Source organism: Megalodesulfovibrio paquesii (assembly GCF_054653055.1).
Genome location: NZ_BAAIGQ010000008.1, coordinates 262,990 through 282,438, shown reverse-complemented (window position 1 = coordinate 282,438; position 19,449 = coordinate 262,990). Strand labels below are relative to the sequence as shown.

General features: G+C 65.2%; 19 protein-coding genes and 1 tRNA gene. 10 read left to right on the top strand and 10 right to left on the bottom strand.

Annotation, left to right across the window (positions count from 1 at the left end; genetic code table 11):
* Nucleotides 1-25: 25 nt before the first annotated feature.
* From ACYQ00_RS19590 to ACYQ00_RS19560, 7 genes are all read left to right on the top strand, one after another.
* Entirely contained in the window at nucleotides 26-904 is an 879-nt protein-coding gene (locus ACYQ00_RS19590) for a branched-chain amino acid ABC transporter permease (protein ID WP_460033746.1), read from the top strand.
* Between the two features lies 1 nt (nucleotide 905).
* Complete coding sequence (locus ACYQ00_RS19585) at nucleotides 906-1,919, top strand: branched-chain amino acid ABC transporter permease (protein ID WP_460033745.1); 1,014 nt, start codon at nucleotides 906-908, stop codon at nucleotides 1,917-1,919.
* Nucleotides 1,888-2,748 (top strand): ABC transporter ATP-binding protein, encoded by an 861-nt coding sequence (locus ACYQ00_RS19580; protein WP_460033744.1) that lies wholly within the window; start codon nucleotides 1,888-1,890, stop codon nucleotides 2,746-2,748. Before ACYQ00_RS19585 ends, ACYQ00_RS19580 begins: the two co-directional genes overlap by 32 nt.
* Nucleotides 2,745-3,530 (top strand): ABC transporter ATP-binding protein, encoded by a 786-nt coding sequence (locus ACYQ00_RS19575; RefSeq protein ID WP_460033743.1) that lies wholly within the window; start codon nucleotides 2,745-2,747, stop codon nucleotides 3,528-3,530. The genes ACYQ00_RS19580 and ACYQ00_RS19575 overlap by 4 nt, the downstream gene beginning before the upstream one ends.
* A 16-nt stretch (nucleotides 3,531-3,546) precedes the next feature.
* The gene (locus ACYQ00_RS19570) at nucleotides 3,547-4,872 is read left to right on the top strand and encodes a phenylacetate--CoA ligase family protein (protein ID WP_460033742.1); all 1,326 of its coding nucleotides are present in this window, start codon (nucleotides 3,547-3,549) and stop codon (nucleotides 4,870-4,872) included.
* 33 nt (nucleotides 4,873-4,905) lie between these two features.
* Nucleotides 4,906-5,385 carry an HAD family hydrolase gene (locus tag ACYQ00_RS19565; RefSeq protein WP_460033741.1) on the top strand — a complete coding sequence of 160 codons (480 nt, stop codon included), beginning with the start codon at nucleotides 4,906-4,908 and terminating at the stop codon, nucleotides 5,383-5,385.
* 119 nt (nucleotides 5,386-5,504) lie between these two features.
* The gene (locus ACYQ00_RS19560; RefSeq protein WP_460033740.1) at nucleotides 5,505-5,768 is read left to right on the top strand and encodes a FeoB-associated Cys-rich membrane protein; all 264 of its coding nucleotides are present in this window, start codon (nucleotides 5,505-5,507) and stop codon (nucleotides 5,766-5,768) included.
* 118 nt (nucleotides 5,769-5,886) lie between these two features.
* Here the strand turns inward: ACYQ00_RS19560 and ACYQ00_RS19555 are convergent, their stop codons facing one another.
* From ACYQ00_RS19555 to ACYQ00_RS19530, 6 genes are all read right to left on the bottom strand, one after another.
* Nucleotides 5,887-7,350, bottom strand: coding sequence for a small ribosomal subunit Rsm22 family protein (locus tag ACYQ00_RS19555; RefSeq protein ID WP_460033739.1), 1,464 nt, complete (start codon nucleotides 7,348-7,350; stop codon nucleotides 5,887-5,889).
* Nucleotides 7,331-8,929: an ASKHA domain-containing protein gene (locus tag ACYQ00_RS19550; RefSeq protein WP_460033738.1), complete on the bottom strand. Its 1,599-nt coding sequence runs from the start codon at nucleotides 8,927-8,929 to the stop codon at nucleotides 7,331-7,333. Before ACYQ00_RS19550 ends, ACYQ00_RS19555 begins: the two co-directional genes overlap by 20 nt.
* A gap of 4 nt (nucleotides 8,930-8,933) precedes the next feature.
* Nucleotides 8,934-9,803: an EamA family transporter gene (locus ACYQ00_RS19545; RefSeq protein WP_460033737.1), complete on the bottom strand. Its 870-nt coding sequence runs from the start codon at nucleotides 9,801-9,803 to the stop codon at nucleotides 8,934-8,936.
* A gap of 192 nt (nucleotides 9,804-9,995) precedes the next feature.
* Complete coding sequence (locus ACYQ00_RS19540; RefSeq protein ID WP_460033736.1) at nucleotides 9,996-10,790, bottom strand: ABC transporter ATP-binding protein; 795 nt, start codon at nucleotides 10,788-10,790, stop codon at nucleotides 9,996-9,998.
* Nucleotides 10,777-11,673 (bottom strand): ABC transporter permease, encoded by an 897-nt coding sequence (locus ACYQ00_RS19535; protein ID WP_460033910.1) that lies wholly within the window; start codon nucleotides 11,671-11,673, stop codon nucleotides 10,777-10,779. The genes ACYQ00_RS19540 and ACYQ00_RS19535 overlap by 14 nt, the downstream gene beginning before the upstream one ends.
* A 170-nt stretch (nucleotides 11,674-11,843) precedes the next feature.
* Nucleotides 11,844-12,806 carry an ABC transporter substrate-binding protein gene (locus ACYQ00_RS19530; RefSeq protein WP_460033735.1) on the bottom strand — a complete coding sequence of 321 codons (963 nt, stop codon included), beginning with the start codon at nucleotides 12,804-12,806 and terminating at the stop codon, nucleotides 11,844-11,846.
* Between the two features lie 172 nt (nucleotides 12,807-12,978).
* On the opposite strand from ACYQ00_RS19530, the gene ACYQ00_RS19525 reads away from it, so the two are divergent.
* Nucleotides 12,979-13,656 (top strand): flagellar brake protein, encoded by a 678-nt coding sequence (locus tag ACYQ00_RS19525; protein ID WP_460033734.1) that lies wholly within the window; start codon nucleotides 12,979-12,981, stop codon nucleotides 13,654-13,656.
* 48 nt (nucleotides 13,657-13,704) lie between these two features.
* On the opposite strand, the gene ACYQ00_RS19520 is transcribed toward ACYQ00_RS19525, so the two are convergent.
* Both ACYQ00_RS19520 and ACYQ00_RS19515 read right to left on the bottom strand, forming a co-directional pair.
* Nucleotides 13,705-14,139 (bottom strand): rhodanese-like domain-containing protein, encoded by a 435-nt coding sequence (locus ACYQ00_RS19520; RefSeq protein ID WP_460033733.1) that lies wholly within the window; start codon nucleotides 14,137-14,139, stop codon nucleotides 13,705-13,707.
* A 23-nt stretch (nucleotides 14,140-14,162) separates the two neighbouring features.
* Entirely contained in the window at nucleotides 14,163-15,212 is a 1,050-nt protein-coding gene (locus ACYQ00_RS19515; protein WP_460033732.1) for a threonine aldolase family protein, read from the bottom strand.
* A 213-nt stretch (nucleotides 15,213-15,425) separates the two neighbouring features.
* On the opposite strand from ACYQ00_RS19515, the gene ACYQ00_RS19510 reads away from it, so the two are divergent.
* Nucleotides 15,426-16,346 (top strand): DUF5684 domain-containing protein, encoded by a 921-nt coding sequence (locus ACYQ00_RS19510; RefSeq protein WP_460033731.1) that lies wholly within the window; start codon nucleotides 15,426-15,428, stop codon nucleotides 16,344-16,346.
* Nucleotides 16,347-16,423: 77 nt separating this feature from the next.
* Nucleotides 16,424-16,513: transfer RNA gene (locus tag ACYQ00_RS19505), tRNA-Ser, on the top strand.
* A 143-nt stretch (nucleotides 16,514-16,656) separates the two neighbouring features.
* Here ACYQ00_RS19505 and ACYQ00_RS19500 read toward each other — a convergent pair.
* Together ACYQ00_RS19500 and ACYQ00_RS19495 are read right to left on the bottom strand one after the other, a co-directional pair.
* Nucleotides 16,657-18,708 carry a sensor histidine kinase gene (locus tag ACYQ00_RS19500; protein ID WP_460033730.1) on the bottom strand — a complete coding sequence of 684 codons (2,052 nt, stop codon included), beginning with the start codon at nucleotides 18,706-18,708 and terminating at the stop codon, nucleotides 16,657-16,659.
* Nucleotides 18,708-19,448: a response regulator transcription factor gene (locus tag ACYQ00_RS19495; RefSeq protein ID WP_460033729.1), complete on the bottom strand. Its 741-nt coding sequence runs from the start codon at nucleotides 19,446-19,448 to the stop codon at nucleotides 18,708-18,710. Before ACYQ00_RS19495 ends, ACYQ00_RS19500 begins: the two co-directional genes overlap by 1 nt.
* Nucleotide 19,449: the final 1 nt, after the last annotated feature.

The window sequence follows — 19,449 nt, the reverse complement described above, 5'->3', positions numbered from 1 at the left end:
GCATCTCGGAGAAAACGACCAGACCATGCTCTCCAGCCTGCTGCAGTATCTGCTCACCGGCCTCACCGTGGGGGCCACGTATGGCCTGACCGGGTTGGGCTTCACCATCATTTACAACACCACCAGCATCATCAACTTTGCCCAGGGCGAATTTGTGATGCTGGGAGGGATGCTGGCCGTGGCCCTGATGAGCGGCCTGGGCTGGCCGCTCATTCCGGCCATTGCCGGCGCCGTGGCCGGGACCACCCTGGCCGGCGTGGTGATGCACCAGCTGACCATCCGCCCGGTCAAACGCGGGGACGCCCTGCAGTTCATCATCATCACCATCGGCGTCTCCATCCTCATCCGCGGCATCGCCATGCTCGTTTTCGGCAAGGATACGTTTGCCCTGCCGCAGTTCACCGGCTCCACGCCCATCAATTTCCTGGGCGCGAGCGTTATGCCGCAGAACCTCTGGGTCCTGGGCGTGACGGCGGTGCTGTTGTTTCTGATGAAGCTCTTTTTTGACAAGACCATCCACGGCAAGGCCATGCTGGCCTGCAGTGTGGATCCCAAGGCTGCCTCCCTGGTGGGGGTGAGCGTGCGCAGGATGGCCGTGATGAGCTTTGCGCTCTCGGCCTTCGTGGGCGCGGTGGGCGGGGTCATCCTCGCACCCATCACCCTGACCAGCTACGACCGCGGCATCATGCTCGGGCTCAAGGGCTTTGCGGCCTGCATCGTGGGCGGGCTGGGCAACCCCTTTGGCGCGGCGGCCGGCGGCGTGGCCCTGGGCGTGCTGGAAAGCCTGGGCGCAGGCTATGTCTCTTCCGGCTACAAGGACGCCTTTGCCTTCCTGGCCCTGCTGATCCTCCTGTTCGTCAAACCCAGCGGGCTGTTCGGCAAGGCCGCCATCAAGCGGGTATAACATGCGCCACGCCCGCACCCCCCTGCTCCTGGCCGGTTTTCTGGCCCTGCTCCTGGCCCTGCCCTCCATGCTGACCAACGACTATTACGTCAGCGTGCTCATCCTGGCCTCCATCAACGCCATCGTGGCCGTGAGCATGAATCTGCTCCTGGGCTACGCCGGGCAGATCTCCCTGGGCCACGCCGCCTTCTACGGCCTGGGGGCCTATGCCTCGGCCATCGCCACCGCCACCTTCGGCCTGTCCATGGAAGCCGGCCTGGTTGCGGCCCTGGCCGTGACCCTGGTGGTGGCCCTGGCCATCGGCATCCCCTGCCTCAAGCTCTCCGGCCACTATCTGGCCATGGCCACCCTGGGCTTTGGCCTGGTGGTGCACATCGTTTTCAACGAAGCCCTGGAAGCCACCGGTGGCCCCTCGGGATTTGTGGGCATTCCGCGCCTGAAGCTGCTGGGCTTCGAGTTTGCGGATGACCTGCACTATTACCGCCTCCTGGCCGTCTGCCTCACGGCCATGCTGCTCCTGACGCATCATATCGTGGATTCCCGCCTGGGCCGGGCCCTGCGCGCCCTGCACACCAGCGAGAAGGCCGCGGCCTGCGCCGGGGTGGATGTGGCCCGGCACAAGCTCTTCGTCTTTGTGCTCTCGGCGCTCATGGCCGCCTTTGCCGGGTTTCTCTATGCCCACTACCTGACCTTCGTGGCCCCCTCCAGCTTCAGCTTCCTGTATTCCGTGGAAGTGGTGACCATGGTCGTCCTCGGCGGGCTGGCCACGCTCTGGGGCGCGGTGGCCGGGGCCTTTTTCCTGACGATTCTGCCCGAGGTCCTGCGTTCCTTTGAGAATATCGAGATCCTGCTGTACGGCGCCATCCTGGTCCTGTGCATGATGTTCATGCCCCGCGGGCTAGTGGGCGGTGCGGGCCAGGGATTGCAACGATTGCGCCGGCTGGGCATGCTGGCGAAGCGTGGCTCCAGACCCACCGGAGGCGATGCCCGCCCTGCCGGAGGTCCCCGTGGCTAGCCTGCTTGCCTGCACCGGCGTGGGCGTGCGCTTTGGCGGCGTGGTGGCCCTGGACGGCGTGGATTTTGTCGTGGACGCCGGAAGCGTCACCGGGTGCATCGGCCCCAACGGCGCGGGCAAGACCACGCTCTTCAACGCCATCACCGGCATGGTGGACACCGCCGCCGGAGACATCCGCCTGACTGCCGAAGAAGGCCAGGGCGACCGCAATGGCGACCGAAGTCTGGTCCGCGTCCCGCCGCATCGCCGGGCCGGGCTGGGCGTGGTGCGGACCTTCCAGAATCTGGAAATCTTTCCCAACATGACCGTGCTGGAAAACGTGCTCGTGGGCTGCCACCGCCGGCTGCCCCAGCGCGTTGTGGACGCACTCCTGCGCACGCCGCGCTTCTTCGCCACGGAACGCGAGGCCCGCCGGCTGGCCATGGAAGCCCTGGAGTTCGTGGATCCGGCCCTGGCCGCGGCCTCAGACACTGCCGCCGGAGAGCTTTCCTTTGGCGAACAACGTGCCCTGGAGCTGGCCCGGGCCCTGGCCGCCGCCCCGCGGCTGCTGCTCCTGGACGAACCCGCCGCCGGTCTGAACATGCAGGAAACCAAGGCCCTGGGCGCGCTCATCAAACGTATCCGCCAGGAGCGCGGCGTGACCATCGCCCTGGTGGAGCATGACATGGAACTGGTCATGGACGTCTGCGACGTCATCAGCGTCCTGCAGTTCGGCAAGCTCCTGGCCCGCGGCACCCCCCGGCAGATCCAGCAGGATCCCCGCGTGCTGGCCGCCTATCTGGGCGACGATGACGAAACGGATCCCGACGCCGAGGAGGCCACGGCATGAGCCCTGCCAGCGAGAAAAGCCTCCTGACCCTGCGCAACGTGGACGTGCGCTACGGCGCCATCCACGCCGTGCGGCGCGTTTCCCTGCACGTGCACAAGGGCGAGATCGTCACCCTCATCGGCGCCAACGGCGCGGGCAAGACCACCCTCATGTGCACCATCTCCGGCCTGCTCTCCCCGGCGGCAGGGGAGATTCTCTTCGACGGCAAGTCCATCGCCGGTGCGGCTCCGGATGCCATCGTCCGCCGCGGCATATCCCAATCGCCCGAGGGGCGGCGCATCTTCGGCCCCCTGAGCGTGGCCGACAACCTGCGCCTGGGTGCCTACGTCCGCCGTGGAGATGATGGCGAGATCGAAACAGACATGCAGGCCATGTACACCATGTTCCCCATCCTGCACGAACGCCGCCGCCAGAGCGCCGGCGCGCTTTCCGGCGGGGAACAGCAGATGCTGGCCATGGCCCGGGCGCTCATGGCCCGGCCGCGGCTCCTGCTCCTGGATGAACCCAGCATGGGGCTGGCCCCCAAGGTGACCCGGGAAATCTTCCGCCATGTGGTGACCCTGCGCCGCGAACAGGGCCTGACCGTGCTGCTGGTGGAGCAGAACGCCAAGAAGGCCCTGGAAATTGCCGACCGCGGCTACGTCATCGAAACCGGCCGCATCATCCTGCAGGGCCCCAGCGCCGAACTGCTGGCCAACAGGGATGTGCAGCGGGCCTATCTGGGCCACGATGTTGACCATAATGGCGAGCATGGCGCTCCCCACGCTCCCCCCGCTTCCTAGCCCCAAGGAGGACGCCGTGTACTGGCAGCGCGAACAGGAATGCATGGACCGCGAGGATCTGCGCCAGCTCCAGCTGGAACGCCTGCAGGCCACCCTCACTCGCGTGGCGCGCAACGTCCCGTTTTACAAGAAAATTTTTGACGACATCCGCTTCGATCCCGACGCCTTCCGGGATCTCGCCCAGCTGGCCGCCCTGCCCTTCACCACCAAGGCCGACCTGCGCGAGAACTATCCCTACGGCCTCTTTGCCGTGCCCCTGCGCGAGGTGGTCCGCCTGCACGCCTCCTCGGGCACCACGGGCAAGGCTGTGGTGGTGGGGTATACCAGGAACGACCTGACCCGCTGGTCCGATCTGGTGGCCCGCATCATGACCATGGCCGGGCTGACCCGCGACGACGTGCTGCAGATCGCCTTCGGCTACTCCCTCTTCACCGGCGGCTTTGGCATGCACGACGGCGCGCAGCGGCTGGGGGCCTCGGTCATTCCGGCCTCCAGCGGCCACACCGCCCGACAAATCCAGATTATCCAGGACTATCGCACCACGGCCCTGGCCTGCACGCCCAGCTACGCCCTGCACCTGGCCGACGCCATGGACGCCGCCGGCGTGAACGTGAACGCCCTCTCCCTGCGCTGGGGGCTCTTTGGCGCGGAAACCTGGAGCGAGGCCATGCGCGCCGAAATCCAGGACCGCCTGAAGCTCACCGCCACGGACAACTACGGCATCTCCGAGGTCATGGGCCCCGGCGTGGCTGGCGAGTGCCTGCAGCAGCGCGGCATGCACGTCAACGAGGATCATTTCCTCTTCGAAATCATCGATCCTGCCACCGGACAGCCCCTGCCCGACGGCGAGCTGGGCGAGCTGGTCATCACCACCCTGACCAAGGAAGCCTTCCCCATGCTGCGCTTCCGCACCGGGGATCTCACGCGCATCCTGCCCGATGACTGTCCCTGCGGCCGGACCCTGCGGCGCATCGAGCGCATCCGCGGCCGCAGCGACGACATGTTCATCGTCAAGGGCGTGAACGTCTTCCCGGCCCAGGTGGAACAGGAGCTGGTGACCCTGCTCGGCACGGCCCCGCCCTGGCGCATCGAGTTGACCCGCGAAAGCCACCTGGACCAGGCCACCCTGTACATCGGGGCCACGGAGCAGCTTCTGGGCGACCAGATGAAGGAACCCCTGGCCCGGCTGGATCAGGTCTCCGCCCGCATCGCCTCCTCTCTGGGCGTGCACTTCCAGATCCGTCTGGCCGACCCGCGCCAGGTGGAGCGCGACCTGTTCCCCGATACGCCGGAAGGTCCGGGCAACAAGGCCCGGCGCGTGCTCGACATGCGGTTTTTGTAAGGATCCTGCAGACACTGACAAGGAGCCGGCGCCATGATCGAGATCTCCATCCCCAGTTTCGGCGAATACAAGCTGCGGTCCCTGGCCCTGGACTACAATGGCACCCTGGCCCTGGACGGCACCCTGCTGCCCGGCGTGGCCGAGCGGCTCACGGCCCTGGCCGAGCGGCTCCACGTGGTTGTCCTCACGGCCGACACCCATGGCACGGTGCGGGAGGTTCTCAAGGGGCTGCCCGTGGATGTGCAGATTATCGGCACCGCGCCCGGCAAACCCCGGGAAGATGCGGCCAAGCGCGCGGCCATCATCGGCCTGCAGCGCGATGTGGCGGTGATCGGCAACGGCTTCAACGACCGTCTGGCCCTGGAAGTCGCCTCCCTGGGCGTGCTGGTGGTGGGCCCGGAAGGCGCAAGCGTGGAAGCCCTGGAGCACGCCGACGTCATGGTGACGGACATCCGCCACGCCCTGGACCTGCTCCTGGTGCCCACGCGGCTGCTGGCCACACTGCGGCGCTAGCCCTGCGGCCCCGCGCAGAAGGCCGAACGGTTGACAAGCCGTCCCGCCCGCTATAATTGAAATCAATTCTCAACAACGCCACTCTTCGGCCGCCCCTGCCGCGTGCCAAAGGAGTTCTCGTGGAAACCGTCATCGTTCTGTTCATTGTTGCCACCGCTGCTGTCTATGTCTTCCGCAAATTCGCCAAGCCATTGACCGGCAAGGGTGGGGGGTGCGGATGCGGCAACTCCAGCTGCGGCGCCTCCCGCCCCACTTTCAAGCAGGGGGGCAAGGTGGTGGAGCTTCGGCCACATCAGTCCGGCGGCTGCAGCTGCGGAGCAGGCTGCACCTGCGACGAACCGCCCGCCCCCGGGGACGATTCCCCCACCACGCGGCTGCAGTAGACACTGCAAACAAATGGCTGGATACCTTCCCAGGTCTTCCCAGGTCTTCCCAGGTCTTCCCAGGTAGGCATCCAGCCGTCCCTCCCGCCACAGGCATCTGGAGGGGGCGCGGGGGAACTCAGTTCCCCCGATTTTTTTTCTTACTGCTCCCGGCCGCGGAGGCGATGGGGGGCTTCCGGCCCTTGCCGGGCTTGGCCGGTTTCCCCGGCTTGCCCGGCCTGCCTAGCTTGCCAGGCTTGCCCGGCTTGCCAGTTCTTCCGGGCGTGCCGGAGATCTCTGCCCGAGCCGTCGAACGTTCGGCAGAGCGAGCATTCTCGGACCGTGCTTCCGGGCGGGCCTGCCCTCCCTCATGCCGCCTCGCCGGCGGTGGGGACTGCGGGGAACGGGCCAGGAGCGCGCCGGATTTGACATCCCTTCGAAGCGGGGATTCCAGCACATATTCCAGCGCCTGTCCCCCGGTCCTGAGCGAAGCCTTGCCCTGCTCCACCACCAGCAGCAACCCTTCCCCGGAGCAGGCATAGCGGCCCATGGCGTTCTGGGACGGCAACGGGAAGGAGGAGGACACCACCCGCGCCACCCCGGCAGGCAAGGCCGCCGGCTGACGGGCGGCCAGCAGCAGGGACAGGCTGGCCTGCCGCTTGGGCAGCTTGGCCAGGGTGGCCAGCTCCTGCAGCCAGTCCGGCGCGCCCTCCACATCCATGAGCGCATGGCACCAGCCCGGCGCATTGCGGCCCAGCAGCGGACATTCCGCCTGATGCGTGCAGGGCGCGTGGATGGCGAACCCGTCGTCCAGCAGCGATTCGCGGGCCAGCCCCATGAGCGTCCCACCCAGGCGCGTGCCCGGCTCCACCAGCAGCAGGCGGCCATGCTCGGGGTCCAGGCGGCGGGTCAGGGGGTCCAGCAGCCGGGCCACCCGCTCGGCCAGGGTCTCTTCCCCGTGGCTGTTGCCCACGGCTTCGTTGAGCACATTGGCTGCGGCCACCAGACGGAATGGCGGCGTGTTCTGCAGGATCTGCGGCAGGCCACGCTGCAGGCTCTCGCCCACCAGCTGAATCTCCCAGGGGCTCTGCCCGCCGGTCAGTTTGTCAAAGAGATCGCGGCCGGTCTGCATGGTCTTGCGGGCCCGGTCCAGGCAGATCCAGCGCAGCGATTTGGCCCGCAGCTCGGGCCGGGCAATCCAGAGCGCCTGGGTCAGGGCCAGCGGGCCTGCGCCAACATCCAGAAAGACATCACCATCAGCCACGTCGGTCCAGTCGAAAATCGGGCTGCACAGCAGCCGGCCCAGGCGGTACAGGTTCCAGGGCAGGAAGTGCCAGCAATAGGCGGCGTGAAATCGCGGGGTCTGCAGATAGTCCGGCCGACGCTCGCCGCGCTCACTGGTCAGGAGCAGGGAGAGCTCGGCCACGGCCTTGGGCAGCTCGCGACGGTGTCGGGGGTTGAGGGGCAGCACCGCACCCAGATGCAGGAGATAGCCGTCGAGCAGACGGCGGGCCTCCGGGCTCAGGGGCGGCAACAGACCACGAGCGGGAACAGCCGGCCGCTCTGGCAGTGGGGATTGTGCATCAACAGTGGCGGAAGACATGGCGGAAGGTCATCCTTTCCAAAAAAAGTGTTTGAAATTCCGGGAGTTCCGCCAAATTTCGCACCTGAATGCGTCCGGCGGCCGCCTCAATCCACTCCCGCGATTCGTCATCCTGACACAAAAGCGCCGCGCCTTCCAGGGAACTGTTGCCCACGGCGCGGACCTTCTCCGCCGGCAGACCGGCCGGCAGCCAGCCCGTGCCCTCCAGCACCTGCGGTTCGATGTGCCTGCCCAGCGCTCCGGCCATGCGCACGGCGGCCAGATCCGCCCAGCGCAGCCCGGCATCCTGCAGCAGCACGCTGGTGGCCACGTTGCAGGCAGCCTTGACCTTGAGGAGCTGTTCGATGTCCGAGGCCATCAACCGCGTGCCGCCGACGTCGTCCATGCAGAAGCTGCCCTCGCCCCGCAACAGGCAGACATCCCCCAGCAGCCGCTGACCCAGGGGATGCTGCGCGTCCCGGGCAAAATGTCCGTCCTCGGTCAGCACGCCGGTCTGGATCAGCACATGCACCAGGGCCAGGGCTCCGGAGCCGGAGAGGCCCTCGGGGTGTTCCAGGAGGCGGCCCTGCCAGTCCAGCCAGTCCAGCCCCCGTGGCGTCAGCCGCACGCCGCTGACCACGCCGGGGCCGGCCAGCCGGCCGCAACTCAGGCCCACGCCCTCCAGGGCCGGTCCCATGGCCACGCTGGTGGCCAGGAAGGTCTGTTCGTCCAGGGCCAGGATGCACTCGCCGTTGGTGCCCAGGTCCATCAATAGAAAGGGGTATGGCGTGTGTTCAGCGCGGATCAGCCAGGCCAGTCCGGCGGTGAGGTCCGCACCCATGAACGGGCCGGCCAGGGGCGGAATGTACAGGGGCGGCAGCCCGGGCAGCAGTTCCTCGCGACCGCCGGCATAGTCCAGATGGTATGGCGCGGCAGCCAGGCCGGCGGTGTCCTGCCCCAGGAGCAGGCAGGTCATGACGCTGTTGCCGGCCACGCAGGCGCGTTCCACGGCCAGACCGCGCAACCCGGCCTGACGCACAAGCGCCTTGAGCATGTCCACCACCAGCTGACGCAGGCGGGCAGCGCAGCGGCTGTCCGCAGCGCAGGCCAGCCGGCTCATCACCTCCGCGCCCATGACGCCCTGGGGGTTGAGGGTCCGCCCGTGGGCCAGCAACGTGCCCGGCCCGCCGGGAGAAACGTGCGAAACATGCGAAACGGGGGAAAGCCGGGAAACCAGCCGCCAGTCCAGCGCCGTGGTGCCCAGATCCAGAGCCAGGGCGCAGGGAGCCGACGATTCCCCTTTGCGGACAGTCTCCCACACCGCCTCCCCCACATCCGGGGCCTTGGGAATTTCCAGCTGCGCCGCGGGGGTCTGCAGTTCCGGGTGTCGGCACGCCAGCCGCCAGCCTTCCGCAAGCTCCCGCTCCAAGAACACCTGCCGCTCCGCCTCCACCACGTCCGGCGGCTCGCTCTTGAAACGCACCCGGCAGCGGCCGCAGCGGCCCAGGCCGTTGCACAGGGAACGGGGGGGGCCCTCCTCGCGATAAAACAGCCGGGCCAGGAAGGTATCCTGTCCGGCGGCGCCCTTGGCTCTGCTCATGGTCTCATGCCCACAGTGCCAGCACGGCCGCCCCGGCGCTCATGCAGGCCGCTCCGAGCAGGCGCTGGCGAATCTTGTCCTCGCGGAACAGCATGCCCCCCAGGAGCACGCCCACGAGGCCGTTCAAACGTTTGATGGCCACCATGTACGCGGCGTCCACCAGCATGATGGCCGTGTAGTGCGACAGGATGTGCACAATCCAGATGCCGGCCACGATGCTGCCGGGTTTGGCCCGGACAAGCATCCGCCGCAGCCCGCCGGGCCGTTTGACGGCGACAATCCCCAGCACCACCAGATGATTGACCGTGAAGAAGGCCACCGCGGACCACAATACCGACGACTTGAGCGCCAGATCCTTGCCCTGCACCGCGGAAAGCCCGAAGAGCGCCGCCGCGCCCAGCATGTGCCGCGCACCGGGCTCGCGAATGATGGCCCGGAACGGCCCCCAGATCCCGCCACCGCGCAGGGCGTCCACATTCAGCACGTAGCTGCCCAGCACCACCAGGACGATGCCGCCCAGACCGGCCCAGCTCGGCGCTTCGTCCAGCAGCAGCCAGGCCGGCAGGAGCATGACCAGCGGCGTGAAGCTCTGCAAGGGCATGGTCAGGGACAACGGCGCTTCCTTGACCGCCGCAAACACCCACAGGCTGGCCAGCACGTTCACCGGTACGAGCAGGGCAAACTGCCACCAGAACCCGGGCTTGATCTCCGGCACCTCCACCAGCACCAGCCCCAGCAGCAGCGCCGGCAGGCTCCACAGCAGCTGCACCCCGAGCATCTCCAGGGGGTCCAGCTCGCCGTACCAGCGCTTGGCCAGCGCGACCTCCACCGCCGAGCTGACCGCCGTGGCCAATGCAAGGAAAAACCAGAGCATGTCTGCACCATATGGGAGAAAGAGGGGAAAGAAAAGAAAAGGAAAGAAGCAGGCCGGGGGAACTCAGTTCCCCCGCACCCCCTCCAGCTGTGCAGGCGATGCGTTTCTTTTGTGCACAAAAGAAACGCATCGCCTGCACCATCAAGGAAGTCCGGGGGGAAATTGTCCCCCAGCAATCGTTGTTTCCCGTGCTTACCCCAGCAGCAGTCTGTCCGACGAAAGCGTCTCGCCGCGGATGGCGTAGAATTGCTGGAGCAGGTCATCCACGGTGAGGGCCCGTTTGGCCTCGCCCTCCACGTCCAGGATGACCTCGCCCTGATGGAGCATGACCAGCCGGTTGCCCAGGGCGATGGCCTGCCGCATGTTGTGGGTGACCATCAGGGTGGTCAGCTTCTGGGCCTCGACCACTTTTTGCGTCAGTTGGAGGATTTGCTGCGCGGTTTTGGGATCCAGGGCGGCGGTGTGTTCATCGAGCAGAAGCACCTCGGGCCGGACCATGGTGGCCATGAGCAGGGTCAGGGCCTGGCGCTGGCCGCCGGAGAGCAGGCCGACCTGGTCCTTGAGGCGATTCTCCAGCCCCAGGCCGATGTCCTTGAGGCGCTCGCGGAACAGCTCGCGGTCCTGGCGGGTCACCCCGGGGCCGAAGCCGCGGGTCTTGCCCCGGCGCATGGCCAGAGCCAGGTTCTCTTCAATAGACAGGGAGGCGCTGGTGCCCTTGAGGGGGTCCTGGAACACGCGGCCGATGTACCGGGCGCGCTTCCATTCCGGCCAGCTGGTCACGTCCCGGTCCGAAAGGATCACCCGGCCGGAGTCTGGCAGAAAGCTCCCGGCCATACAGGAAAGCGTGGTGGACTTGCCGGCCCCGTTGGAGCCGATGATGGTGATGAAGTCCGCCCGTTCGACGATGAGATCCAGGTTGTTGATGGCCAGGACCTCATTAACGGTGCCCTTGTTGAAATATTTGACGATCTTTTCAAGAACGAGCACGGGCCTGCACCTTCGCTTTGAGTTGCGGGGAGACCAGGGCCAGCACGACCAGGATGGCGGTGATCAGATTGATATCCGACGGCGTGAAGGAAAAGGCCCCCAGCTTGAGGGACAGGGCCAGGGCGATGGCCAGACGATAGACCACCGAGCCCAGCAGGGCCGCGGCAATGCGCCAGCCGATGGTCCGGCCGCCAAAGAGTGTCTCCCCCACGATGACCGAGGCCAGCCCGGCCACGATGACCCCCACGCCCATGTTCACGTCCGCGGCACCCTGGCTCTGGGCCACCAGTGCCCCGGCCAGCGCCACCAGCGCGTTGGAAAGGCCCACCCCGGCAATGATCATCTTGTGCGTGTCCACGCCCTGGGCGGTGATCATCTGCTGGTTGTTCCCCGTGGCCCGCATGGCCTGGCCCAGCTCGGTATGCAGAAACCAGATCAGTGTCCCCACCACGGCCACGGACAGGCTGCCAAAGAGCACCGGCGCGGCCACCGCCTGGGTCATCCCCAGGGCAAAAAGCGGGTCCAGCACGCTGGGCAGATTCAGGAGCGCCATGTTCGGCCGGCCCATGATGCGGATGTTGATGGAATACAGCGCAATCATGGTCAAAATGGAGGCCAGCAGGTGCAGAATCCTGAACTTGGTGTTCAAAATGCCGGTGATCATCCCGGCCACAAAGCCGGCCAGCATGGCCGGGATGCAGGCCAGATACGGGTCCCAGCCGTTGGTGATGCACACCGAGGCCACGGCCGCGCCCAGGGGCAGGCTGCCATCCACCGTCAGATCAGGAAAATCCAGGACGCGGAAGGTGATGTACACCCCCAGCACCATCAGGCCGTAGACGAAGCCTTGTTCCAGGGCTCCGGAAAATGCATACCACGTCATCATGGGTGTTCCATGGGGGATGCTGTGCCTCCCGGGCCATCTCCCCGGGCATGTGCATGGCGAGCCCCTTCAAACACAAAGGAGCTCGCCATGTGCGTGCAGTCAGAGGAGGGCCGGAGACGCAGTTCCCCGGCAAAGGTCCGGAGGCAGCGCCCCCGTTTCTTGAGTTGTTATTCAATCACCTTGGCCGCGCGGGCGAGGAGCGGCTCGGGGATGGTCACACCAAAGCTGGCCGCTGCCTTCTTGTTGATGAACAGCTTGAGTTCATTCAACATTTCCACAGGCAGGTCCCCGGCCTTGACGCCGTCCGCAAGAATCTTCTTGGCCATGCCGGCAGTCTGCTTGCCCATGCCGTAGTAGTCGAAGCCCAGGGAAGCCATGGTGCCGCGTTCCACAGAGTCGGTATCACCGGAAAACACGGGCAGTTTGTTGTCCGCCCCAACCTTGAGCACGCTTTCCAGGGCCGACACCACAGTGTTGTCCGTGGGCACGTAAATGGCCTGACAACGCCCCACCAGACTCTTGGCCGCAGCCATGACGCCCGCGGAGTTGGCCACGGTGGCTTCTTCCACGGCCACGCCCAGCTTCTTGGCTTCGGCCTTGAGCAGATTGGCCAGGGTGACGGAATTGGCCTCGCCGGCGTTGTAGATCACGCCCAGGGTCTTGAGCTCAGGCAAAAATTCCTTGGCCAGGGCCACGTGCTTGTCCATGGGGGTCAGGTCGGTCATGCCGCTGACGTTGGCGCCGGGCTTCTCCATATTATTGACCAGCCCCGCACCCACGAAGTCGGTAACGGCAGTGGCCAGGATGGGAATATCCTTGATTTTCTGGACCACAGCCTGGGCGGTGGGGGTGGCGATGGCCAGGATGAGATCCGGCTTTTCGCCCTGGATCTGGCTGGCAATCTGGTTGGCCGTGGCGATGTTGCCCTGGGCGATATGCACGGTGAGGGTGGCTTCCACACCCAATTCCTTGAGCCCGTCCTCAAACCCCTTGCGGGTGGCGTCCAGCGCCGGATGCTCCACAATCTGGGTGACAGAAATGGCAAACGGCTTGGCCCAGACCGCAGAGGCTGAACCCAGCGCACCCAGCATCGACACCGCCACGAGCAACAGCACGGCAAGACGTTTCATGCAAACGCTCCTTCAATATGGTTAGGCGAGACAACACCGGCGCGAACGACGCCCGCCAGCATGGAAAACGGGGTGGAAAGTCTTCCCTCTACGACATTTTTATGTCATCCTCAACCCCTATGCCTCAGGAAGGAAACCTCTTTCCATGGATCTGTAACCCCGCTTTTTCGCAATGAAACCTGATCGCGAACCAAGCCCCCCCGTGGCGGAAGAAGCCATCTCCCTGACGCTGCCACTGGGCGGCGAGGCGTTGGTGGAAATCACCAATACACACCGTCGCTTCAAAACCGTTTTTGTCGGCATGGACCGCGGGCAATTTGTCCTCCTCAAGCTGCCGGTCACAAGGCAACTGCTGGACGTGTTGCTGCCGCGCATGGACCTGACCGTGCGCTTTTTGACCGATGGCGGCCGTATTTTCGGCTTCAAGGCCCAGGTGGCCCATCTGACAGTGAAGCCTTTCCCCTTGCTTTTTCTGACGTATCCCAAAAAAGTGGAAGTGCTGAAGCTGCGCAAGCACGAGCGCACAGCCTGCTACCAGCCCATCGTCTTCTACCTCAAGGGCGAGGACCATCACGGGGTGGTGGTGAACATTTCCGCTGGCGGCTGCCGTATTGTGGTGGAGGAAGGCGAGGTCCAGACGCTGCTGGCCACGGCGGCGGGCGAGGAGATTATCTTTCAGTTCCGCCCGTTCGGGTCGGATGACTCGGTGTACCTGCACGGCACCGTCAAAACCGCGCTCATGGACCACGAAAAGCTCTCCATGGGCGTGGCCTTTCATGATCTGGACCCCGATCTCGCCGCCCAGATCGAAAAGTTTGTGGAAACCATGCTGATTTATCAGCAGGCCTGACCCAGCGCGGCACCTGCGGGCAGCACTGCCAGCGTATCCACCGGGCTATCAACCCGGCAGCTTTGCCAATACCCCGGGGGCCTCGCCCTCGGCAAAAGAAAATCCTTCGTCGGCCCAGCCGGCCATGCCGCCACGCATCAGCTTGACAGGCCGGTCCAGGCGGGCCAGGGCCAGGGCGGCGCGGTCGGCTCCATTACAGTGGGGCCCGGCGCAATAGACCACAAACAGCGTGTCCGCAGGCCAGACCTGCATGCGCTCGGCCGTGATCTCGCGGTGCGGCAGGCTGATGGCGCCGGGCACATGCGCCTGCAGATAGGCCGCCCGGCTGCGCACATCCAGCAGCACAAAACCACAGCTTTCGCCATCGCGACGCAAGGCTTCCTGCACATCCCAGCAATCGGTTTCCAGGGCCAGCTTGCGGGCAAAATGGGCCAGCGCCACATCAGAAGAAGCTGCAGGCACGGCCACCACGGCGTTGGACATGGTCAGCATCCTTTAACATACCATCAGCACAGGGATTCCAGACAGGCGACAACACGCTCCACGGTGGTCTCGCTGGTGCTCCAGGAGGTCATCCAGCGGCCAACCGGGCGATCCCCCTGGCCATCATCCCAGAAATAAAAGAAGAACTCCTGGCGCAATCCCTCCAGCACCGCCCGGGGGGCGCGCACAAAAAGGGCATTGGTTTCCACTGGATGAACAAATTCAAGGCCCGGCATCCCCTGCACCCGACGGGCCAGGGCCGCGGCCATGGCGTTGGCATGGCGGGCATTGGCGAGCCAGAGACCCGATTCGTACAAGGCAAGTAACTGTGCAGAAAGATAACGCATCTTGGAGACGAGCTGCATGCCCTGCTTGCGCAGGAAGGGCACGGCTTCGGCCAGTTCCGCTCGAAACACCACCACGGCTTCGCCGAACATCATGCCGTTCTTGGTGCCGCCCAGGGAAAGCGCATCCACGCCCACATCCGCCGTGCAGGCCCGCAAGGAGCAGCCCAGGGCGGCGCAGGCATTGGACAAGCGTGCCCCATCCATATGCAGCAACAGTTCGTGCTCCTTGCAGAAATCGCCAATGGCCCGCAGTTCCTCCAGGGTATAGCACACGCCATGTTCCGTGGGCTGGGTAATGCTCACCACCCGCGGCTGCACGTGGTGCACAAAGCCCTTTGACCCAAGCAAGGGTGCAATATCCTGTGGGGAAATCTTGCCGTGCGCATGCCTGGCCGTGTGCAGGAGCTTGAGGCCGGCCACAGCCTCCACAGCGCCGCATTCATCGCGATTGATGTGCGCCGTGGGTGCGCAGATCACCCCCTGCCAGGGGCGGGTCATGGCCTGCAAACAAAGCACATTGGCCGCCGTGCCCAGGAACACCGGAAAGGCATGGCAGGACGGGCCAAACTGCCCGGCAAGCCGGGCCTCCAGCGCCTGGGTCCAGGGGTCGTCCCCATACGCGATGGCGTCGGCGGCGTTGGCGTCGGCAATGGCTTGCAGAATTATCGGATGGACGCCGGCGTTGTTGTCGCTGGCGATGCTGTGGAGCAAGGTGTCGGGAATCATAGGAATATTATGCCTGTTGAAGACCTGCGCAGAAAGTGGAATATGTACTCCAGTCCTGAAAAATGTGCAATTGCACCGGGGGCAATCCCGGAGAAGCAGTTGCATTTCCCATCATTATTCCTTAAATAATAGTTAATTGTCTTTGCATGCCGCACCACCCGGCGTCCTTGTCGTACGCCGGATGTCTGGGGGCGCTCAATTTTGGAGCTTGCCATGCGCATTTTGCTCGTGACCTGCTGTCTGGTGGTCATCCTGGCCCCGGCGGTTTCGGTGGCCCCGGTGGGCTCATTGGTCCCCTGGGACGCTTCAACCCAGACGGCGCAAGCAGCCCAGGGCCTGCACATGTGGGAAGGCCGGGACGGCTCCGTGACCATCCGGGACACCCGGCCGGAAGAACTCCAGGCCATCCCGAACCAGTATGCCGCCCCCCGCAACGCCACGCTCGCCGGCGGCCTCAATGGCACCCTCAACGGCAACGCCACCGAGGAACCCCACCCCCTGCGCCTGATGCAGGAAGGTCAGCAGGAGCTGGCGACCACCCTGCTCTCCAACGGCACCAATGCAAGCGAATACGAACAGGAAGCGGAAGCCTTCCTGCAACTGATGCGGCAGCATCCTGAATTCAATCAGGAATGGGAAAAAATGCCCGAGGAGGAACGCCAGGCCATGCTGCGCAACATGGGGGCAATGTCGCAGCAGATGCCCATGGATCTTGGCCTGTTCACCACCCTCATGCAGTTCATGTGGATTCTGCAGCTGCTGGGCGTGCTCTCGTACATCCTGTGGGCGCTTTGCATGGGGCGAATCAGCGCGCCCCTGGGCGTGGGCTCCTTTGCCCAGTATCTCATCCCCTTCTGGAACCTGTACCTGCTGGTCAAGGCCGCGGGCATGAGCGGCTGGGCGCTGCTGCTGTTCCTGGTGCCGCTGGTCAACCTCGGCTTCATGTTCCATGTGTATGGCCGCATCGCCGCCCGCCTGGGCAAGGATTACCTGCTCTGGGCCATTGGTCTGGTGGTCGGTTCCTGCTTTATGAGCCTGCTTGTCGGGCTGTATCCCTTCTTCCGCCTGGCCCAACACGCGCGCGCCATGCAACAGGCGGCGCCCAATCAGGCCACCTTCGGGAACGTGCTTTAGCCGGCATTTCCCGCCAGACACCTCCTGAGGGGCTGGCGCAGCGCAGCATTCTGGTTTACATGATGCACCGCACCTGCGGAGGGATGGCCGAGTGGTTTAAGGCGGCGGTCTTGAAAACCGTTGACGGGGAGACTCGTCCGGGGGTTCGAATCCCTCTCCCTCCGCCAGTGCAGATAACTATCTGTCTTCACTGACTTTCCTGCTACCTTGTTAGGTTTTAAGCCGTAGGGTCCAAAGCGAGGGTCCAAATGTGGACGCCTTGTGGAGGCTCTGTCATGGCGTTTGGCTGCTCCGCTTCCTACGCCGATCATCACTCCAGCCGCAGCCAGACCCGAAGGCCGCCTTCGGGGACGTTCTCGGCCCAGACCTTGCCGCCCATGCCTTCGGCCAGCCGTTTGACCAGAGCCAGCCCCAGGCCGGTGCCTTTGGTCTTGCGGGTAAGTGAGTCATCCACGCGGTAAAAATCATTGAAGATCTTTCGCAATTGCCCCGACGGCACGCCGGGGCCGCTGTCTTCCACACACAGAAGCACCTTCCCGTGCTCTTCCGTGGCCCGGATGGCGATGTGCTTGCGCTCCGAGGCCATGGTGAACTTGATGCTGTTCTCCACCAGATTCAGGAGGATCTGGACCATGGCCTCCCGGTCGTACGGGAAGGGGTGCGTCAGACGGATGTCCTCTTCCAGGGTAAAGCCGGCCTGATTCAGGCTCGGACCGAGCACCCGGCGGACCTCGTCCAGCGCATCGTCCAGTTCGCCCTCCTGCATTTCGAAACGGCGGGTGCGCTTCTCCAACTTGGCAAATTCCAGCACGTTGCCGATAAGCCGGGAAAGACGCTCGGCCTCGGCGCTCACGGTGCGCAGATATTCCTCTTCACGCTCGCGGGAGGGGGCCATGCCTTGTTCCAGCATTTCCGCATACATGCGTATGGTGGTCAGGGGCGTTTTCAGCTCGTGCGTCACGGAGGAAACGAATCCGGCCCGACGCTGGGAAAGCTCGTTCAGCGCCCGGGCGGAACGGTACACGGCCACAAAGCCGCCCACCAGCACCACAGCCAGCGCCCAGGCCAGGGTATTCAGGGTGGCCCGGGCCTCGGACACCGGGATGGCCGGGCACAGCAATTCGGCCTGCAGAAAGCTGAACGGCCGCGGGAACTGGCGCGAAACACTCAACGCGGGGCTGCCGTGAGCCACCAGCCCGTCGGCCATGATCTCCACGGTGCGGCCTTTGTCCATCACGGCCAGGGCCAGGCTGGTGATCTCGGGCAGCTGCTTGGCGCGAAAGTACCGATCCATCAGATGTTGCAAGAATCTGGTGCCGTCGATGAGCAGGCCTTGCCGATAGATGCGACCACCGATGACAATGCGGCGGTACAGGAAAATCCGTCCCTCGTTCAGGACCATGGACTGCAGGGGCGCAACTTCCACCTGAATGGAGGCTCGCGGCGGGGCGTTGAGCAGAGCTTCCAGAGACTGTGCCCCGGGCAGCACCTGTTGCAGGGCGTCGCCATACGCGGTGGTCAGACCGGCGTCGGTGTTTTTGTCCAGCGCCTGGGCCAGTTCCTCCACCTTGGCCGCGGCCTCGGGGTCTTCCTCCGGTTTGGGGGGCGGTACGGGCCGCGCGCGACGCTGTTCCTGCCGGGCGATATTGCGAGCCTGATCCTGGGTGACGATCTGGGTGCGGCCGCGATCCTGGCCCAGGTAATCCCGGGAGCGGCTGGAAATCATGCCGGCCACCTGATCCAGGAGTCCCTTGTCCCGCGCAGCGTCCGTCATGGGGGAATCCGAGGTGTTGCGGGAGACGACATCCTTTTGAGTGGACCGGGGCGGGGCGGTGCCTGGGGCAGCCTGCAGGGCCTGCGCCGAAGGGGCAGCCGGAGCCTCCGGCGGATGCTGGGCAATGAAGAATTTTTCGTTGGGCCGCACCGCCGGTTCCTTCTGCCCGCCAGGGGCGGCGGCGTAGGGGCCATCATCCCGGGCGGCACGGGTGGCAATTTCCTCGTTGGCCTGACGCAATACCGTGCGCAGCTCGGCGGAAAAAGCCGCCTGCTGGACGGGCATGTCCATGCTGCCGTCCGGATTATGTTGCAAGTAGCCAATAATCCAGGACGCTTTGGGGAAGCTGACGCCGCCGGTCTGGGATTCCGCCTCCCCGGCCTGCCAAGCATCCACGGGGCGGGTTTCCTCGCGGGCCACAATCTGGGCCAGCTCCTCTTCCATGGCGTCAAAGAGAGCCACGGCCACAAAGCGCATGGCCGCGGTTTCCTCCCGGGTCAGGCTTTCATAGCTGCGCTGGATGAACCAGCCCAGGGGCACGGCCAGCGCCAGGAACACCAGCGCCAGCACCATAGTCACGCGGGACATCAGTCCTTGGCCTCGGCAGGGTTGTCGGATTCCGCCATCAGTTCCGGATCAAGCCGGTAGCCTTCGCCGCGCACCGTGGCGATGAACTGCCGCTCCCCGGCCATGGTGGCGATTTTCTTACGCAGTTTGGTCATGTGGATATCCACGGTGCGGGTTTCGATATCCGCATCGGGATAGCCCCAGACATCGCGCAGCAGCTCCTGCCGGCTGACCACGGCCGGATAGCGCCGGCGCAGGTAGAGCAGAATCTCCATCTCCCGTCGGGTCAGGGGCTCCGCGGCCTTGCCTTCGGCGGACAACTCCAGGGACGCGCCGTCAAACACCAGTCCGCCCAGTTCCAGGCGTTCGTCTCCCATGCGGCGACCGCTGCGGCGCAGCACGGCCTCCACGCGGACCATAAGTTCGCGCAGGGAAAAAGGTTTGGTGACGTAATCATCGGCTCCGGCCTGGAAGCCTTCCACCACGTCGTTTTCCGCGCCCTTGGCCGTGAGCATGATGATGGCCAGGCCGGGCTTCTTCTTGCGCAGGGTTTTGCACACGGTGAAGCCGTCCTTGCCGGGCAGCATGACGTCGAGCAGCACGCAATCAAAGGACTCCAGGAGGGCCATCTGCTCGCCCTGCACGCCGTCTTCGGCGCCCACGGCCTGGTAGCCGTTGAAGATGAGCACGTCGAGCAGCCCGCGCAGGATGGCGGGATCGTCCTCCACCACGAGAATTCTGGCCTTGTGTTGCTGGGACATG

Bases quoted from the DNA above. Each gene is read 5' to 3' on its own strand.
- ACYQ00_RS19590 (WP_460033746.1), top strand. From the start codon at position 26: ATGCTCTCCAGCCTGCTGCAGTATCTGCTCACCGGCCTCACCGTGGGG.
- ACYQ00_RS19585 (WP_460033745.1), top strand. From the start codon at position 906: ATGCGCCACGCCCGCACCCCCCTGCTCCTGGCCGGTTTTCTGGCCCTG.
- ACYQ00_RS19580 (WP_460033744.1), top strand. From the start codon at position 1,888: ATGCCCGCCCTGCCGGAGGTCCCCGTGGCTAGCCTGCTTGCCTGCACC.
- ACYQ00_RS19575 (WP_460033743.1), top strand. From the start codon at position 2,745: ATGAGCCCTGCCAGCGAGAAAAGCCTCCTGACCCTGCGCAACGTGGAC.
- ACYQ00_RS19565 (WP_460033741.1), top strand. From the start codon at position 4,906: ATGATCGAGATCTCCATCCCCAGTTTCGGCGAATACAAGCTGCGGTCC.
- ACYQ00_RS19555 (WP_460033739.1), bottom strand. From the start codon at position 7,350: ATGTCTTCCGCCACTGTTGATGCACAATCCCCACTGCCAGAGCGGCCG.
- ACYQ00_RS19550 (WP_460033738.1), bottom strand. From the start codon at position 8,929: ATGAGCAGAGCCAAGGGCGCCGCCGGACAGGATACCTTCCTGGCCCGG.
- ACYQ00_RS19545 (WP_460033737.1), bottom strand. From the start codon at position 9,803: ATGCTCTGGTTTTTCCTTGCATTGGCCACGGCGGTCAGCTCGGCGGTG.
- ACYQ00_RS19535 (WP_460033910.1), bottom strand. From the start codon at position 11,673: ATGACGTGGTATGCATTTTCCGGAGCCCTGGAACAAGGCTTCGTCTAC.
- ACYQ00_RS19530 (WP_460033735.1), bottom strand. From the start codon at position 12,806: ATGAAACGTCTTGCCGTGCTGTTGCTCGTGGCGGTGTCGATGCTGGGT.
- ACYQ00_RS19525 (WP_460033734.1), top strand. From the start codon at position 12,979: ATGAAACCTGATCGCGAACCAAGCCCCCCCGTGGCGGAAGAAGCCATC.
- ACYQ00_RS19520 (WP_460033733.1), bottom strand. From the start codon at position 14,139: ATGTCCAACGCCGTGGTGGCCGTGCCTGCAGCTTCTTCTGATGTGGCG.
- ACYQ00_RS19515 (WP_460033732.1), bottom strand. From the start codon at position 15,212: ATGATTCCCGACACCTTGCTCCACAGCATCGCCAGCGACAACAACGCC.
- ACYQ00_RS19510 (WP_460033731.1), top strand. From the start codon at position 15,426: ATGCGCATTTTGCTCGTGACCTGCTGTCTGGTGGTCATCCTGGCCCCG.
- ACYQ00_RS19500 (WP_460033730.1), bottom strand. From the start codon at position 18,708: ATGTCCCGCGTGACTATGGTGCTGGCGCTGGTGTTCCTGGCGCTGGCC.
- ACYQ00_RS19495 (WP_460033729.1), bottom strand. From the start codon at position 19,448: ATGTCCCAGCAACACAAGGCCAGAATTCTCGTGGTGGAGGACGATCCC.